The following is a 16,923-nucleotide window of genomic DNA, read 5'->3' as shown; positions in this document are numbered from 1 at the left end:
CACTTTAGGGGTAATTGCGTTCTACCTATAATTTTTAATTTATTGAAAAATATAAATTTTATTTTATTTATTTTGCTAAATCACAATTTGGCACCCTCCTTGCTCTACTAAAAACCAAGAGTTAGAAAAACAATTTTTGTTTTCTTGATAATGATGAATTGAGTGGAATCTCAACCCGGTATTCATTTGTTAACCATTAGAAGTTAAACGCTATAAACGTTAACGCTATAAACAATGAAGCCGAGAATAAGGAATGGATTATGAGCAAGAAGAAGATCGTCGTCGTTGGTAACGGTATGGTTGGACACAAATTTATCGACAACATTTTACAATCAGAAAGTGATGATTTTGATGTAATTACTTTCAGCGAAGAACCTAGGTTAGCCTATGACCGAGTCCAGCTTACAGCTTACTTCAAACGTGGAAATGCCGAAGATTTGGCATTGACCAGCGAAGAGTATTACCAAAGCAATGGCGTCAACTACCTATTGAACGCAAAAGTCGCTCAACTAGACACTGACAATAAGTGCGTTGTGACAGAGTCGGGACATACCGAGAGTTATGACACATTAATTCTAGCGACGGGTTCATTTCCTTTTGTTCCTCCTATTCCCGGTAACGACCAAGAACATTGCCACGTTTATCGCACCATCGAAGACTTAGACGCTATTGAATTATCAAGCAAAAGCAGTAAATCGGGCGTGGTTATTGGTGGTGGCCTGCTTGGCTTAGAAGCCGCAAATGCAGTTAAAAACCTTGGTTTGGAAACCCATGTGGTGGAGTTCGCTCCTCGCCTGATGGCCGTACAGTTGGATGACGGTGGCGGTGCGCTTTTACGCCGTAAAATTGAAGACCTTGGTGTTCAGGTTCACACTGAGAAGGCAACCTCTGAGATAGTCGCGGGTGAGACTTCTCGCTACCGTATGAACTTCGCAGACGGCACCCATCTTGAAACCGATATGATTGTGTTTTCTGCGGGTATTCGTCCTCAAGATGCCCTAGCTCGTAGCTCTGATATTGCCATTGGTGAACGTGGCGGCATCGTGATTAACGATCATTGCCAAACCAACATTGACAATGTGTATGCGATTGGTGAATGTGCACTTTGGGACAACAAGATCTTCGGCTTAGTGGCTCCTGGCTATTCAATGGCGAAAGTCGCAGCAGCGCATATCATCTCTGATGGCGCGAGCGACGCTTCGTTTACTGGTGCCGACATGAGCACTAAGCTCAAACTGCTTGGTGTTGATGTCGCAAGTATAGGTGAAGTACACGGCCAAACAGAAGGTGCTCAATCGTATACTTATAACGACGAAATCGAGCAAGTTTACAAACGCCTTATCATCTCAGCTGATGGTAAAAAGATTGTTGGTGCAGTATTGGTGGGCGACGCAGAGGCTTACGGGTCACTACTGCAAATCAAACAAAATGATATGCCTCTTCCTGAAAACCCATCCGTGCTTATTCTGCCAAACCTCGCGGACGATTCTGGTTCAGCAATGGGTGTTGAAGCCCTGCCTGACAGCGCAGTGATTTGTTCGTGTTTTGATGTGACCAAAGGCAATATCAAAGACGCCGTATCTGCTGGATGCACCACCATGGCAGCATTAAAAGAAACAACCAATGCTTCAACAGGTTGTGGTGGTTGTTCTGCGCTTGCTAAACAAGTTCTAGACAGTGAACTAAGCAACCTTGGTGTGGAAGTCTCAAACGATATTTGTGAGCACTTTGCCTATTCTCGACAAGAACTTACCGACATTATCCGCGTCAACAAAATTAAGACATTCGATGAGCTATTGGATTCTCATGGCAATGGATTAGGCTGTACAGTTTGTAAGCCTGCAGTCGGTTCAATTTTGGCTTCTTACTGGAACGATTACATCCTAGAAGATCAGCATATTGAACTGCAAGACACCAACGATATCTACCTAGGCAACATGCAAAAAGACGGCACTTATTCAGTTGTGCCACGTATTGCAGGCGGTGAAATCACACCTGACAAATTGATCGTGCTTGGCGAAGTCGCGAAAGAGTTCGACCTTTACACCAAAATCACCGGTGGTCAGCGTGTCGATTTGTTTGGTGCGCAGCTTAACGAACTGCCTATCATTTGGAAAAAGCTGATTGATGCAGGTTTCGAAACAGGCCACGCCTACGGTAAGTCGGTTCGTACTGTTAAGTCGTGTGTGGGCAGCACTTGGTGCCGATACGGTATCGACGACAGCGTAGGCTTAGCGATTCGATTAGAGAACCGCTACAAAGGGCTACGCTCGCCACATAAAACCAAGTTTGCAGTTTCTGGCTGTACTCGTGAATGTGCAGAAGCGCAGTCGAAAGACTTCGGCATTATCGCGACCGACAAAGGTTGGAACCTCTACATCTGTGGTAACGGTGGTATGCGCCCTCGCCATGGTGACCTTTTTGCTACCGACCTTGATGAAACCACCCTTCTGCAATACATAGACCGCATTCTAATGTTCTACACACGTACTGCAGATCGCCTGCAACGCACATCAGTATGGATGGAAAACCTTGAAGGCGGCATTGAATACCTCAAACAAGTCGTGATTGAAGACAAGCTCAATGTTGTTGAAGAACTTGAAGCCGACATCGCGCTCAACATCGAGAAATACCAGTGTGAATGGAAAACCACCATCGAAAACCCTGAAAAGATGAAGCGCTTCCAGCACTACATCAACAGCGAAGAGATGGACACTAGCCTTTCATTCATCAAAGAACGAGAGCAGCGCTTTCCTAAACCAAACATTAGCGCGTCTTTAGATTCGCAACGCGATGAAAAGCTAACCAAGGCTGACCAAATCGAAGTGACTGAAGTTTCATAAATATCAGTTTCATCAGCTTTATAAACAACAGTAGTCGTACCCCCAAAAAACAGTTGAGTAAGGTAAAGCATCTAACATAAAACGCTAGGAAGTGACTGGCATGCTCAGCAAGTCGCTCCCGCCGCTCAGCTATAAAGACAAGAAAGACGACTCAAATGACAAAGATTACAGCAGCTCGGAAACGAACTGCTTAGAAACGAAAAAATTAGAGAAATGATTAAAGACTCAATTTTAGACTAGGAGAAAGTCATGGAAAATTGGACAACCGTATGCAACACCAAGGACTTAACCCCAAACGGTGGTATTTGCGCCAAAGTAGACGATAACCAAGTGGCTATTTTTTACTGCAAACGCAGTGACACACTGTATGGGCTATCTAACTACGACCCTATCGGCAAAGCGAATGTGATGTCTCGTGGTATCATTGGCTCATTAAGCGGTGAACCGTATGTCGCGTCGCCCTTATACAAGCAGCATTACCACTTAGAAACTGGAGCATGTCTTGAACAACCAGAACTCAAGCTCATGAAATTTGAAGTTCGCAAGCAAGGTGAACATGTACAAGTTCTCGCACCGCTTGCTATCGCCAGTTAATAAACAGCCGACATCATCCTCAAAACGCTTTAAGGCGTGAGTAATTTCGGCATAAAGGTTTAGCACATTTAAGCGTTCGAATTTCGGAAGTAACGCACGTGCTCAAGCCAGGTAATTTTCCAGATTTAAAGGATTTAAACCATGGATAACACAAAATTTTCGCTGCTTTCATTTACGGGTAAGATGAAAACCTTACACCTAAGTTGGATGGCCTTTTTTATCACCTTTGTTGTATGGTTCAACTTTGCTCCCCTACTGCAAATGGTGAAAACCACGCTTGGTCTTTCTACTGAAGAGATCAAAACACTTCTGATCCTCAACGTTGCATTGACTATTCCAGCGCGTGTCGCGATTGGTATGTTAACCGATAGGTATGGCCCAAGGTTGGTCTACTCTTCACTACTGGCTGTCTGTTCAATTCCTTGTTTTATGTTTGCGATGGCAGACTCTTTCATTCAAGCGGCGATTGCACGTTTCCTATTAGGTTTCATTGGCGCAGGCTTCGTTGTTGGTATTCGCCTTGTGTCTGAGTGGTTCCCACACAATGAACTGGGTACAGCAGAAGGTATTTACGGCGGTTGGGGTAACTTCGGTTCAGCAGCGGCAGCATTCACACTTCCCACATTAGCTCTAGCGTTTGGTGGTGAAGATGGCTGGCGTTATGCAGTCGGTATTACTGGCGCAATGAGCTTAGCGTTCTCGTTTATCTTCTACAAAAACGTAACAGACACACCAAAAGGCTCAACGTACTTCAAACCGGCTCAAGTAACAGCGATGGAAGTAACATCAAAGGGTGACTTTTTCTTCTTACTTATTATGAAGATCCCGATGTATGCCGCTCTTGCTCTACTAACATGGAAACTATCGCCAACCAACATCAACATGCTTTCTGATATGGCGGTTAACTCGGTTTACGTGGGTTTAGCCGCACTTTACGTATATGAAGTTTCACAAGTTTGGAAAGTGAACAAAAACGTATTTAAAGAAGAAGTACCAGAAATTCACCAGTACAAATTTAAGCAAGTAGCGGTACTGAACGTATTATATTTCGCGACATTTGGTTCTGAGCTGGCTGTTGTTTCTATGTTGCCACTGTTCTTCTCTGAAACCTTTGAATTAACACCCGTTCTTGCAGGTATGGTTGCATCGGCTTATGCCTTTATGAACCTAATGTCTCGCCCAGGTGGTGGTTGGATTTCAGATAAATTCGGTCGTAAACCAACCCTGCTTATTCTAACGATTGGTCTTGCTGTAGGTTACTTCGCAATGGGTCAAGTAGACAGTACATGGCCTGTATGGCTAGCGGTTGTCGCAGCAATGGCGTGTTCTTTCTTCGTTCAAGCGGGTGAAGGTGCGGTATTTGCGACAGTTCCTCTAATCAAACGACGCATGACAGGTCAGATTGCAGGTATGACTGGTGCTTACGGTAACGTTGGTGCGGTAGTTTACCTAACAGTATTGTCTTTCGTGAGCTACCAAACGTTTTTCTTAGTGATTGCTGCAACAGCGGTACTTGGCTTTGTGACTCTATTGTTCATGGAAGAACCTAACGGTCAAATTGCTGAAGTTAACGATGATGGCAGTGTCACGCTTATCAATGTTTCGAGTTAGTCTGAGCACTAACGGTTAACGTAGATATTATCAAATCGGGAGGAGCACCTTAGCTGACATATTTATGCTTGAATCTTTAATGCTTAAATGTACTAACGCATAAGTTTATTCAAGTTTCGATATATCAATGCTGGGTGCTTCGTTCAAAGGCTCTACGTTCACTAGGGCTTTTGTTCTTCCTAGGGGGTTCTGTCAAGGAAGCGGGAAGAAGAGCAGTTAAGAAGAAGAACAGTTATGACAATTTCATTCAGCCAAGGGCAAGTCATCACACCGGAATCGAACAACCAACTAACGCTCAAGTTTGGTGGCTATTCGAATAAAGGCGTACGTGATGAAAACCAAGATGCAATCATTGTAAAACACCCCAAAACTCGCGCAGAGCAAGAGTTAAAAGGCAGTGTTGCTTGTATAGCGGATGGTGCAAGTTGCAGTGAACACGGTCAAAAAGCCAGCCATACCAGCGTGATGCAATTCATTGATGACTATTACTCAACCCCGCAGAGCTGGAGTATTCAACGTTCAGCTCAAAAAGTCCTAACCTCGCTCAACTCTTGGCTTTTTAACACTTCAGTCTCAAATATCCACCCCACTCAACAAGTTAACCATAATGCGCTCGTTTCCACTTTTAGCAGCGTGATCCTAAAATCAAACACCGCCCATATATTCCATGTCGGCGACAGTCGTATTTATCTATTGAGAGATGGCGAATTACGTCAGCTTACTCGCGATCATACCCGCAAGAATATGGGACAGAAACACTACCTAACACGAGCTTTAGGTATGGATAACCAACTCAACGTTGATTACCAAACACTACCGATTAAAAAAAATGACTGCTTCATCCTTACATCAGATGGCGTGCATGAGTTTGTTTCCCCTAACACCTTCAAGGAACACATCGACAAACCCGGAGCGGATTTCGAATATGCAGCACAAACCATCTGTAACACCGCTTTAAGCCACAATAGCTCTGATAACGTGAGCTGCTTGATTGTGCAAGTCAGTCATCTACCTAAGCCTTCGCTCATTGAGTTCCATGAAAAGCTCGCTAAACGAGCCATCCCACCCGCTTTAAAGCTCGGGCAAAGCATCGACAACTATATGGTACTCGAAGTCCTATATGCAGGTTCAAGAAGCCATGTATACCGTGTCATGCACAAAGAGACACAAACCGAATTCGTCCTCAAGGTACCTTCGGTTCAGTATCACGACAGCCCAGCACAACTGAGCGCGTTTTTTAACGAGCAATGGGCAGGAATCCTACTGAACAACAAGAAAGTAATGAAGGTCTACCCGACGCCAGAACACTCGCAATTCCTATATCAAATTTGTGAATGGGTAGAAGGCATCACGCTGAGACAGTGGATGTACGACAATCCAAAACCTTCACTCAAACAAGTGCGCGATATACTCGATAAGATCACACAAGGTATCCGAGTGCTACAACGTGCAGATATGGTGCACAGAGACTTAAAACCTGAAAACATCATGATTCAACGTGATGGCGAGATTAAAATAATTGATCTTGGGGCTGTGTTGGTAAGAGGTATTGAAGAAGGAAGTAAATCAGAGCAAGACTCGGTACCATTGGGCGCTGTTAATTACATTGCACCGGAAACCATAAAGCACAATACCGCGACCACAAGTTCGGATCTATTCTCTATTGCAGTCATCGGGTATGAAATGCTCACAGGCGAACTGCCCTACTCTGAGATGTCTGCACAATCGCTCAAGCAATCTCGTCATCATCAATGGGAATACCAATCGCTGACACAAAAGCGTACTGACATACCAGCTTGGGTTGATTTGGTTTTACAAAAAGCGTGTGCCGAATCGCCAAGCGAACGCCATCAAGTGTTAGGGGACTTTGTGGCCGACCTTTACACACCTAACCAAAGCTTGGTAAAAAGCAAAGCCAAGCAACCTTTGATAAACCGAAACCCGATCCAGTTTTGGAAAGTTTTAGCCTTGTTGCTCGGCATTATTGCGATAGTAGAACTAGGTTTGTTGTTAAACCCAAGCTAGATACGTTTACGAATTAGCCTCGCCTAACTAAGCTTCTTGGCACTAATTCAATACCCGCTTGATAACGTTTAGCAGAAGCGTTCAAAGCCAGAGCAAAAGCACTATCCGCAATTACTTCAAACTGCTGCGGAAGTGAATGGACCTTAAAAGGCAAGAAATCGAGCAGTCGGTTATCACCAAAGGTCGCCAACTTCACTTGATTAACCAGTTCTGGCTTTTCGACCATTACATCAAGTACACCCTCTAACAAGGTGTATGACATGGTGACAATCGCATCGGGCACTGCGTCTTTTGCAATCCAACCTTCAAAAATTTCACGCCCAGATTCTCGGTCAAAGTGCTCGCCGTAACCAACAACGGTAGGTTTGTTTTCTGACAGCCCGACTTGTTGACCATACGCTTTGTTTGCCGCTTCGAAACCCAACTGACGTTCACGTGAGATGTTCAGATCTGGCAATGCACCTATCAAACCAACACTCTCAATACTGTCATCAAGAATAGAATGCGTCAGCTCAAACGCAGCTTCAAAATCTTCACTGATCACACAAGCAAAATGCTCATCATCTAATGGACGATCAATCGCGATTACGGGGGTGCCTGAGTTTTGCAGCTTCAAGTAAAACTCATTAGCGTCTGGCATAGAGCTCGCCACCAGCAAGGCATCAATACGACGACTCACCAAAGCGTCAGCGACTTTACGTTCGGTTTCAGCATCATCATCTGAACAGCCGATCAGGATTTGATAGCCCACTTTACGTGAGTTCTGCTCTATCAATTTTGCTAAACGCGCGTAACTGCTGTTTTCAAGATCAGGAATAATCAAACCAAATGAACGACTATTACCAGCACGCAGCGACGAAGCAGCATGATCTGGACGGTAGTTGTACTCATCAACGACTGCCATCACTTTCTGCTGAGTCTTTTCGCTGATTCTGTATTTCTGCGCCTTGCCGTTGATCACATAGCTAGCAGTGGTTTTCGACACACCAGCTAGTTTGGCAATTTCATCAAGTGTCATATGGGTGACCTGTATTTTGTGCGTAGGATCATATAACCAATATTCTGATCCTTGGATTAGTTGAATTATATGCTGAATCGATTCAGTATAAAAGCTGAAAGGATTCAGCAAAATCTGAAAAGTGACTTCAATCATCCTTTTGAATGAATTGAGAGCCATTTGTCGTTAATAAGCTTTTCATTATTTACGAATCGCAACCGAAGCAAATTAACGACACGCAGCAAACTATTTTGAAAACCAAAATCGGCTTTGCTGAATTTTTTTACACTAAATGCTGAACCGATTCAGCCAGGGTAAAACAAAGAGCAAGCAAAGAGTAAAGTTCACTAATTCTTGCTCTAAACTGAATCGTAGCGAAACACAAATTCTCAAGCGATACGCTAAAGAGGCACCATGCTTAAATTATCAAAATCTGACATTACTCTAGGCCAAACTGCCGAAGACAAATTCAAAGCAATCCAAAACATTGCTGGCGACTTAACGGTGAAAGGCTTAGTTGAATCTGGCTACGTTGAAGGAATGCTGAACCGTGAAAACCAGAACTCTACGTTCCTAGGTAACGGCATCGCGATTCCTCACGGAACCACTGATACTCGTGGCCTAGTAAAAGAGACAGGCGTTGCGGTACACCACTTCCCTGAAGGTATTGATTGGGCAGACGGCAACCGTGTTTACGTTGCGATTGGTATTGCGGCTAAATCTGACGAGCACTTAGGCATTCTTAAGCAACTGACCAAAGTTCTCGCTGCAGACGGTGTCGAAGAGAAGTTAAAGCAAGCGAAATCAGAAGACGAAATCATCGCTCTACTGAACGGTGAAGTTCAACTTGAAGCCGATCTAGACGCTTCTTTAGTGCAGCTACTGTTCCCTGCAAGCGACATGATTCAAATGTCTGCAGTAGCGGGCGGCCTACTTAAGAATACAGGTTGTACGGACAACGCATTCGTTGCTGACCTCGTAACAAAAACACCGACTCACCTAGGCCAAGGCCTTTGGTTGTTGGGCAGCGACAAAGGCGTAACTCGCACTGGCGTATCGTTCGTTTCAACGGCTAACCATTGTGAGTACGAAGGCACACCCGTTAAAGCATTGGTAGCGTTCGCCGCTTGTAACAGCGCTCACCAATCTATTTTAGCGAACCTAAGCAAAATGATTTTCGAAGGTAAACAGCAACAACTGTTGACTGCTGACATAGCACAAGTCATTGGCCTTCTAAGAGATGAAGCGGTTTCTACAGCGTCTCAAGACGATGACAACTGCGCGGTATTTAAAATCAAAAATGCTCACGGCTTACACGCTCGTCCGGGTGCAATGCTAGTCGCTGAAGCGAAGAAATTCGAGTCAACCATTCGCGTTTCAAACCTAGATGGTGACGGAAAAGAAGTGAATGCGAAGAGCTTGATGAAAGTGATCGCTCTTGGCGTTAAACACGGCCATCAGCTTCAGTTTGTTGCTGAAGGTGAAGATGCAGCACAAGCTCTTGAATCGATTGGTAAAGCTATCGCTTCAGGCCTTGGTGAAGGTTAAGGAATCGATATGTCTGATAAACAAATCAAAGCCGTTACCGTTACGCTAAACCCTGCTCTAGACCTGACTGGCGCTATCGACGCACTTAACGTGGGTTCAGTCAGCCTAGTGAACAAAGGTTCTCTACATGCAGCAGGCAAAGGTGTAAACGTAGCAAAAGTACTTTCAGAGCTTGGCGCGAAGGTTACCGTAACTGGTTTCCTTGGTCGTAATAACGAAGAAGCATTCTGCCAACTGTTCGAACAGATGGGCGCAACTGACCGCTTCATCCGTGTCGACGGCGCGACTCGCATCAACGTGAAATTGGTAGAAAACTCAGGCCAAGTAAGCGACATCAACTTCCCAGGTGTTCCTGTTGATGCTGACGCTATCAAAGCGTTTGAAGAAACGTTGTTAGAGCTTGCTGAAACACACGATTACTTCGTGATTGCAGGCAGCTTGCCACAAGGCGTATCACCAGAGCTTTGCGCTTCTTGGGTACAACGCTTGCGTGACCTAGGTAAAAAGGTGCTGTTCGACAGCAGCCGTGACGCACTTAAAGCCGGTATCAATGCACAGCCTTGGTTAATTAAACCAAACGATGAAGAGCTTTCTCAGCTGTTCAATGCAGAACTAACCACACGCGACCAATGCCAACACGCAGGCCAAGCCCTCAGTGAAAAAGGCATCGAGAACATCGTGGTGTCACTTGGCGCTGAAGGCGTGATGTGGCTAAACCAAGGTGAATGGCTACATGCTCAACCGCCGCGCATGCAAGTGGTAAGCACGGTTGGCGCAGGCGACACATTAGTCGCTGGCCTATGTTGGGGTCACATGCAACAGATGCCAAAACCAGAACTTATTAAATTCGCAACCGCCTTATCTGCTCTAGCAGTTTCACAGGTAGGCGTGGGCATTACCAGCCAACAAGAGCTGGATTCAGTACTACAAAATATCCAATTACAGTCGCTTAGTGCTCCAACTAACCAGTTAGACACAAGCAAATAGGACAAAAGGTTTATTATGAATATTACCATTATCACGGCTTGCCCTAGTGGCGTAGCAAACAGCATCATCGCAGCAGGCTTGTTAGAGCAAGCAACAAAAGCACTGGGTTGGAACGCCGCTATTGAATGCCAATCAAGCGTGCTACCTGACTCAACCGTATCACAAGACACTATCGACAGCAGCGACGTTGTGGTTATCGCAGCTAACACAAACGTTGATAAAGCACGTTTTGTTGGTAAGAAAGTGTACCAAGCGGCTATCTCTGAATGCACTGCAGATGCAAAAGCATTTCTAGAGAAAGCGGTAGCAGAAGCAACAGTACTAGACGCTTCTCAAGTTGAGTCTACAGTGGAAGTGACTGGTACATCAGTAAACTCTTCTACAACGGCAAGCACAGGCAGCAAAAAGATCGTAGCGATTACGGCTTGCCCGACTGGCGTTGCACACACCTTTATGGCAGCTGAAGCGCTTGAAGCAGAAGGTAAACGCCTAGGTCACCAAATTAAAGTGGAAACTCGCGGCTCTGTAGGTGCGAAGAACCAACTGACAGACCAAGAAATCGCAGATGCTGACCTTGTTATCATCGCGGCAGACATCGATGTTCCTTTGGATCGTTTTAACGGCAAAGCGCTATACAAAACGACAACGGGTCCTGCGCTTAAGAAAACAAAGCAAGAGATGGAAAAAGCGTTCGCAGAAGCTAAACCATACCAACACACTGCTTCTTCAAATTCAGCACCTGCTGACGAGAAGAAAGGCGTGTACAAGCACCTAATGACAGGTGTATCGCACATGCTTCCTGTAGTTGTTGCGGGGGGTTTGATCATAGCTCTGTCTTTCGTATTCGGTATCGAAGCGTTTAAAGAAGAAGGCACACTAGCAGCAGCATTGATGACTATCGGTGGTGGTTCTGCATTCGCTCTAATGATTCCTGTTCTTGCTGGTTTCATTGCATTCTCAATTGCTGACCGTCCGGGTCTGGCTCCAGGTCTAATCGGCGGTATGCTGGCTAGCTCAACGGGCGCAGGTTTCCTAGGTGGTATCGCAGCAGGTTTCATTGCCGGTTACGCAGCGAAATTCATTGCCGACAAGGTTCAACTTCCACAATCCATGGAAGCCCTCAAGCCAATCCTGATCATTCCGTTTATCGCGAGTTTGTTCACTGGTTTGGTGATGGTTTACATCGTGGGTGGCCCTGTTTCTGGCGTGATGAGCGCAATGACGACTTTCCTAAACAACATGGGAACGTCTAATGCGATTCTTCTGGGTGTGATTCTAGGCGCAATGATGTGTTTCGACCTTGGTGGCCCTGTAAACAAAGCGGCGTACACATTCGGTGTTGGTCTACTAGCTTCGCAAACTTACGCACCAATGGCGGCTATCATGGCAGCAGGTATGGTTCCAGCTCTAGGTATGGGCCTTGCGACTTTCCTAGTGAAAGACAAGTTTGAAGCAGGCGAGCGTGAAGCAGGTAAAGCATCATTCGTTCTTGGCCTATGTTTCATCTCTGAAGGTGCAATCCCATTCGCAGCGAAAGATCCAATGCGTGTTATCCCAGCTTGTATGGCAGGTGGTGCACTAACTGGCGCACTATCAATGATGTTTGGCGCACAGCTAATGGCTCCACACGGCGGCTTGTTCGTACTACTGATTCCTGGTGCTATCTCTCCAGTGCTTATGTACCTAGTGGCGATTGCAGCAGGTACGGCAGTAACAGGCTTCGGTTACGCAGCTCTTAAAAAGATGAGCAGCGATAAAGTGACAGCAGAGGCTTAATCCCCCTACTCTGTTTAACGGCTAAACCCGATGGACGGAGGCTCTTGATTAAACAGTCCCTTGGTAAAACTGTTCCTTGGTAAAACAAAGGCTCCCATTTGAGGAGCCTTTTAAGTTTGTGAATTGTTCCGTTCAGAAAGAGGTAATAACAACACTTGTATGTTTGATTAACTAGTCAGCGTTTCTTCAAAGACACCCAGTTCACGACCAAGCCAAGTCGCACGTACTGTGTGATCTAGCTTTTCTTCACCACCGGTTACTGGGTGAATCAACACCGACATATCGCCACGTTCTTGTTCAAGCCATTCGATAATACCCGACTCTTTGTTCGCAAAATGGAGCTCAAACATTGGCATCTTATGTGGGCCAACCAAACGCTGTATTAATGGGAAAGTCTCTAACACATCCCTGCGTTCTGATAGAATTTTCTGACGCAGTGTTTCTGCCTGCTCTGCAAATCGCAGAGGGAAATAAATATGTGCGTGGTACATGACACCATCCTTTAGAATTATGATGCCGCAAGTTTATACCTAAACCGCCTTTAATAGCTAAATCTAAATAAGTGGACTTACTATGGAAAAATCCGTAGGACAAAAAACTAGAGTTTGAATTAACGTTATTCGCTAAAACAAACTCTAGAGATACTAGTGACGACTATCGTTTAAAAATTACTACGGGCGTAACGTTAAAACTCGATCAATATCTTCAGCTGAATGGCGCTCTGGAACTTGCTCCCACTCTTCGCCAAATGAGCGATTCACCACTCGACCTCGTTGGAAACCTTCACGCGCTTCAAGTTGCTTCGCCCAACGAACGACATTGATGTAAGACTCAACTTGTAGGAACTCAGCTGCATCATACAATTTGCCTAGTACAAGGTTGCCATACCAAGGCCAAATCGCGATATCAGCGATGCTAAGCTCCTCACCCGCAACAAATGTGTTATTTGCTAACTGTTTGTCTAACACGTCTAGTTGACGCTTAGCTTCCATCGCAAAACGGTTAATTGGGTACTCTTGCTTTTCATCAGCGTAAGCGTAGAAGTGACCAAAGCCACCACCTAAGAATGGCGCTGAACCTTGTGCCCAAAACAACCAGTTAATGGTTTGTGTTCTTGCTGCCCCTTCTTTTGGTAAGAAGTGACCGAATTTTTCAGCTAAGTGCATCAAGATAGATGCCGATTCGAAAACATTAACATCTTCATCACCAGACTTGTCGACAAGTGCTGGTATTTTCGAGTTTGGATTCACGCCAACAAAACCAGAAGAGAATTGATCAGAGTCACCAATGTTGATCAAGTAAGCATCATATTCAGCCTCTTTTACACCTGCTGCCAATAGCTCTTCAAGCATGATAGTGACTTTTTGACCATTAGGTGTGCCAAGAGAATACAATTGTAAAGCATGTTCACCAACAGCGAGCTCTTTATCAAACCGAGCTCCAGATTCAGGGCTATTGATGTTTGCCCACTTGTTACCACCAGCGGTATCGTTAACCCAAACTTTTGGCGGTGTGTATTGTTCTGACATGATATTTCCTTATTAATATAGGGTCTCACAATCTGATATTAGGTCACATACCCTTGGTTAAAACCCCTGAATACGATTTATTTTCAAACTGTTAAGCATGGCTTATTCCAGAAAGGCATAACCCGCTTTAAAAATTGGCTTGTGTAAAAGATAAGTACCTATTCAAACTTCAATCTAAATAGAGATTAATCCGTAGTACTATTTGGAATCGACATTTACAGACGACATGCCTACAGGTTTAAGAAAGCTGTGATAAAATTGGTGGATTACAATTGATAAGGATTTGGCAATGTCTTCTGATTACACAGGCTCGAGTGCAGCGTACGCTCGCCAAGAGAAAGGCTACCGCGAAAAAGCACTAAAACTGTACCCATGGGTTTGTGGTAAATGTGCACGTGAATTTGTTTACTCAAACTTGAGAGAGCTTACCGTTCACCACGTGGATCACGACCATACAAACAACCCTGAAGATGGCAGTAACTGGGAGCTATTGTGTCTATACTGTCACGATCATGAGCACTCAAAATACACTGACCATGAACGCTATGGTGTGGATGCAAAAGCAAGTTTAGATGATCATCAGTCAGCAACACATAATCCGTTTGCTGATCTCGCTAAGATGATGAAGAAGTAGCACAACTTTAAAGCTGTAGAAACTAAAAAGAATAACAATAAACCCCAGTATGTCAGCATACTGGGGTTTAATCTATCTGCCTTTAAATTGATAGCTAGACAGGATCAAAAAAGCCTTCCGAGGAAGGCTTTTTAAGAATCAAATCGAATTATGCTGTCGCTTGTTTGCGGGACTCTTCAACCTGCTTGGCGCGTTTTTTCAACGTTAACTTATCGCGGTATGCAAACCAAACGTAAGTAACAACCATTAAGAAAAACAGGTATGACAACGAGAAAATGAACGGTGATTGAATGATATCGTTCGAGATACCCCAAGAAACACCGATAACCGTCACTGCAATTTTCGCGAAGAAGCCACACATTAATAGCATCAAAGCCAACTGTGGGAAGCGTGTGCTGCGGAATGCAAGCCAGTAACAACTACCCACCGCTAACGCAGCGATATAGAAGCCGAATAAGAAAGAGTGAATATGGTCAGCTGCCGCTAAACCACCAGAAATTGACATCAATAGAATTAAAAACAGTTTCATAATACTCGCCTCACCATAAGTTGGAAACGCATCCTTTCAAATTTGGAATCTTTGTTTGCGTACTATTTTCCCACTTTTTACAGACAACACAACCCCTCAAATCGAACAAAATGTAAGCAAAGGTGCTAACAAAAACCAGCCGTAACAACTGGTTAACATTTTGTTTTTAATAGAACTCCGTTACTCCTTGTCTCGTATGGATAAAGCTCCATTTTGATTTATTTTGTTACACAAAATTAACCTTAGAAAAAATTTTAAATAATTCGTAACTCTGTGATATCCGCACGGAATACGCGTCTATTTAGAGAGCATCATCGAAAAACGCCTAAAACAATAAGACAACAGCGCTAAAAAGAACAAAACAGAAAGGTGTTCAAAACAATTTAAAAACCAATAAAAAACAACTCATTAACAAACCGAATTTAATTGACCAAAAATGGAAAAAGAGATTCCAATCACATTTTTATTGGTTATAATCCGCGCTCTTTTGCGCTATCTGTTGATAAACGCAAACTAATTTTGAAGAAACAATCACAATAACCCGTCTTTAGTTAAGTGGCTCTCACCTAACTGATGACAGAACTGAGAATAAAAATGAGCAAGATTGATAAAGCATCACGTATCCTGCTAGCAGGCTTCTGTATCAACCTTTGTCTTGGCATCCTGTATGCTTGGAGTGTATTTAACAAAGCGCTAGTGACAGAAGCTGGTTGGAGTGCTGCTGAAGCATCTTCACCTTACGCTATTGCAACTATCACATTCTCAGTTTGTCTTCTTGTTGCAGGCATCCTACAAGACCGCATGGGTCCACGTAAGATCCTTATTCTGGGTACAGCACTTACTGGCCTAGGTATGATTGCTTCTGGTTTCGCTACTACACCTATGATGCTGAATATGACATTTGGCGTGATGACAGGTGCTGGTATCGGCTTTGGTTACGCATGTCTTTCTCCATCAGCAATGAAGTGGTTCCACTCATCTAAGAAAGGTATGGTTAATGGTTTAATCGCAGCAGGCTTCGGTCTTGCCGCTATTTACCTGGCACCGTTAACTTCTGCGCTAATCGATAGCATGGGTATCCAAACAAGCTTTATGATTCTTGGTGTTGGTGTACTTGCAATTGCAGTACCTCTAGCAGCAACAATCAACAACCCACCAGCGGATTACACGCCAGCTGAGCCTAAAGTAAAAGAAGGCCAAGCACCTAGAGCGGTTAAGAAGACTGAAGACCTGACTTGGAAAGTAATGCTGAAGACTCCTCAGTTCTACTCTCTATGGATCATGTACGCGTTTGCTGCTTCTGTTGGTCTTATGATCATCGGTAACATCACTACGATTGCTAGCGTTCAAGCGAACCTACCAAACGCAGTTTACTTAGCGTCTATCCTTGCTGTATTTAACTCAGGCGGCCGTGTTGCTGCGGGTATGCTTGCAGATAAAATCGGTGGCGTACGTACTCTACTTCTAGCGTTCATCCTTCAAGGCGCGAACATGGCTCTATTCGCTACGTTCAACTCTGAATTCACGCTAATCATTGGTACGGCTATCGCAGCTGTTGGTTACGGTACGCTTCTAGCAGTATTCCCAACACTAACTGCTGAATTCTACGGCCTGAAAAACTACGGTACTAACTACGGCGTGCTTTACACGGCATGGGGTATCGGCGGTGCTATTGGCGCAGCGGTTGTTGGTTACTCAATGACAAATGGCGAAGGTTACGGCCTAGCTTACACAATCTCTGCAGCTATGATGGCAGTGTGTATTGTGCTAGCAATCATCACGAAGCCTATCTCAGAAGCTAAAGTTTCTGAACTAAAAGCCTCTCAAGCTTAATCGTCAGAAAAGATTGA

13 protein-coding genes are annotated in these 16,923 nt (G+C 44.5%); 9 read left to right on the top strand and 4 right to left on the bottom strand.

All coding sequences use genetic code 11. The annotated features are described in order from the left end of the window. Positions 1 to 260: 260 nt before the first annotated feature. The 4 genes from nirB (at position 261) to ACFI6G_RS21035 (ending at position 7,073) form a co-directional block, all read left to right on the top strand. Positions 261 to 2,843, top strand: a complete 2,583-nt coding sequence (nirB, locus tag ACFI6G_RS21050) for a nitrite reductase large subunit NirB (RefSeq protein ID WP_462710457.1) — start codon at positions 261 to 263, stop codon at positions 2,841 to 2,843. Positions 2,844 to 3,092: 249 nt separating this feature from the next. After that, complete coding sequence (nirD, locus tag ACFI6G_RS21045; RefSeq protein WP_010428996.1) at positions 3,093 to 3,437, top strand: nitrite reductase small subunit NirD; 345 nt, start codon at positions 3,093 to 3,095, stop codon at positions 3,435 to 3,437. 141 nt (positions 3,438 to 3,578) lie between these two features. After that, the gene (locus ACFI6G_RS21040) at positions 3,579 to 5,048 is read left to right on the top strand and encodes a NarK family nitrate/nitrite MFS transporter (RefSeq protein ID WP_010428993.1); all 1,470 of its coding nucleotides are present in this window, start codon (positions 3,579 to 3,581) and stop codon (positions 5,046 to 5,048) included. A gap of 234 nt (positions 5,049 to 5,282) precedes the next feature. Continuing rightward, positions 5,283 to 7,073 (top strand): bifunctional protein-serine/threonine kinase/phosphatase, encoded by a 1,791-nt coding sequence (locus ACFI6G_RS21035; RefSeq protein WP_016769192.1) that lies wholly within the window; start codon positions 5,283 to 5,285, stop codon positions 7,071 to 7,073. Between the two features lie 13 nt (positions 7,074 to 7,086). Here the strand turns inward: ACFI6G_RS21035 and cra are convergent, their stop codons facing one another. Beyond that, positions 7,087 to 8,091: a catabolite repressor/activator gene (gene cra, locus ACFI6G_RS21030; protein ID WP_010428986.1), complete on the bottom strand. Its 1,005-nt coding sequence runs from the start codon at positions 8,089 to 8,091 to the stop codon at positions 7,087 to 7,089. 393 nt (positions 8,092 to 8,484) lie between these two features. Between cra and fruB the strand changes: the two genes are divergently transcribed. Genes fruB through fruA form a run of 3 tightly spaced genes read left to right on the top strand, consistent with a single transcriptional unit; the run spans position 8,485 to position 12,381 of the window. After that, a complete protein-coding gene (gene fruB / locus ACFI6G_RS21025; RefSeq protein WP_016785130.1) occupies positions 8,485 to 9,618 on the top strand; it encodes a fused PTS fructose transporter subunit IIA/HPr protein in 1,134 nt (377 codons plus the stop codon). A 9-nt stretch (positions 9,619 to 9,627) separates the two neighbouring features. Then, positions 9,628 to 10,605, top strand: a complete 978-nt coding sequence (gene pfkB, locus ACFI6G_RS21020; protein ID WP_016769189.1) for a 1-phosphofructokinase — start codon at positions 9,628 to 9,630, stop codon at positions 10,603 to 10,605. Between the two features lie 15 nt (positions 10,606 to 10,620). Then, a complete protein-coding gene (fruA, locus tag ACFI6G_RS21015; RefSeq protein WP_016769188.1) occupies positions 10,621 to 12,381 on the top strand; it encodes a PTS fructose transporter subunit IIBC in 1,761 nt (586 codons plus the stop codon). Between the two features lie 167 nt (positions 12,382 to 12,548). Here the strand turns inward: fruA and ACFI6G_RS21010 are convergent, their stop codons facing one another. After that, entirely contained in the window at positions 12,549 to 12,872 is a 324-nt protein-coding gene (locus tag ACFI6G_RS21010; RefSeq protein ID WP_010428978.1) for a DOPA 4,5-dioxygenase family protein, read from the bottom strand. Positions 12,873 to 13,052: 180 nt separating this feature from the next. Next, positions 13,053 to 13,910 carry a glutathione-dependent disulfide-bond oxidoreductase gene (yghU, locus tag ACFI6G_RS21005; protein ID WP_016785129.1) on the bottom strand — a complete coding sequence of 286 codons (858 nt, stop codon included), beginning with the start codon at positions 13,908 to 13,910 and terminating at the stop codon, positions 13,053 to 13,055. 289 nt (positions 13,911 to 14,199) lie between these two features. Between yghU and ACFI6G_RS21000 the strand changes: the two genes are divergently transcribed. Beyond that, positions 14,200 to 14,544: a YajD family HNH nuclease gene (locus ACFI6G_RS21000; RefSeq protein WP_010428973.1), complete on the top strand. Its 345-nt coding sequence runs from the start codon at positions 14,200 to 14,202 to the stop codon at positions 14,542 to 14,544. A 148-nt stretch (positions 14,545 to 14,692) separates the two neighbouring features. On the opposite strand, the gene ACFI6G_RS20995 is transcribed toward ACFI6G_RS21000, so the two are convergent. Next, positions 14,693 to 15,073, bottom strand: coding sequence for a hypothetical protein (locus ACFI6G_RS20995; protein WP_010428971.1), 381 nt, complete (start codon positions 15,071 to 15,073; stop codon positions 14,693 to 14,695). A gap of 594 nt (positions 15,074 to 15,667) precedes the next feature. Here ACFI6G_RS20995 and ACFI6G_RS20990 point away from each other — a divergent pair. Continuing rightward, the gene (locus ACFI6G_RS20990) at positions 15,668 to 16,906 is read left to right on the top strand and encodes an L-lactate MFS transporter (RefSeq protein ID WP_010428970.1); all 1,239 of its coding nucleotides are present in this window, start codon (positions 15,668 to 15,670) and stop codon (positions 16,904 to 16,906) included. Positions 16,907 to 16,923 lie beyond the last annotated feature (17 nt).

The sequence above is a fragment of the Vibrio sp. PSi01 genome (assembly GCF_054960695.1).
The sequence above is the reverse complement of the archived record's forward strand: the minus strand, read 5'-3'. Positions and strand labels throughout refer to the sequence as shown.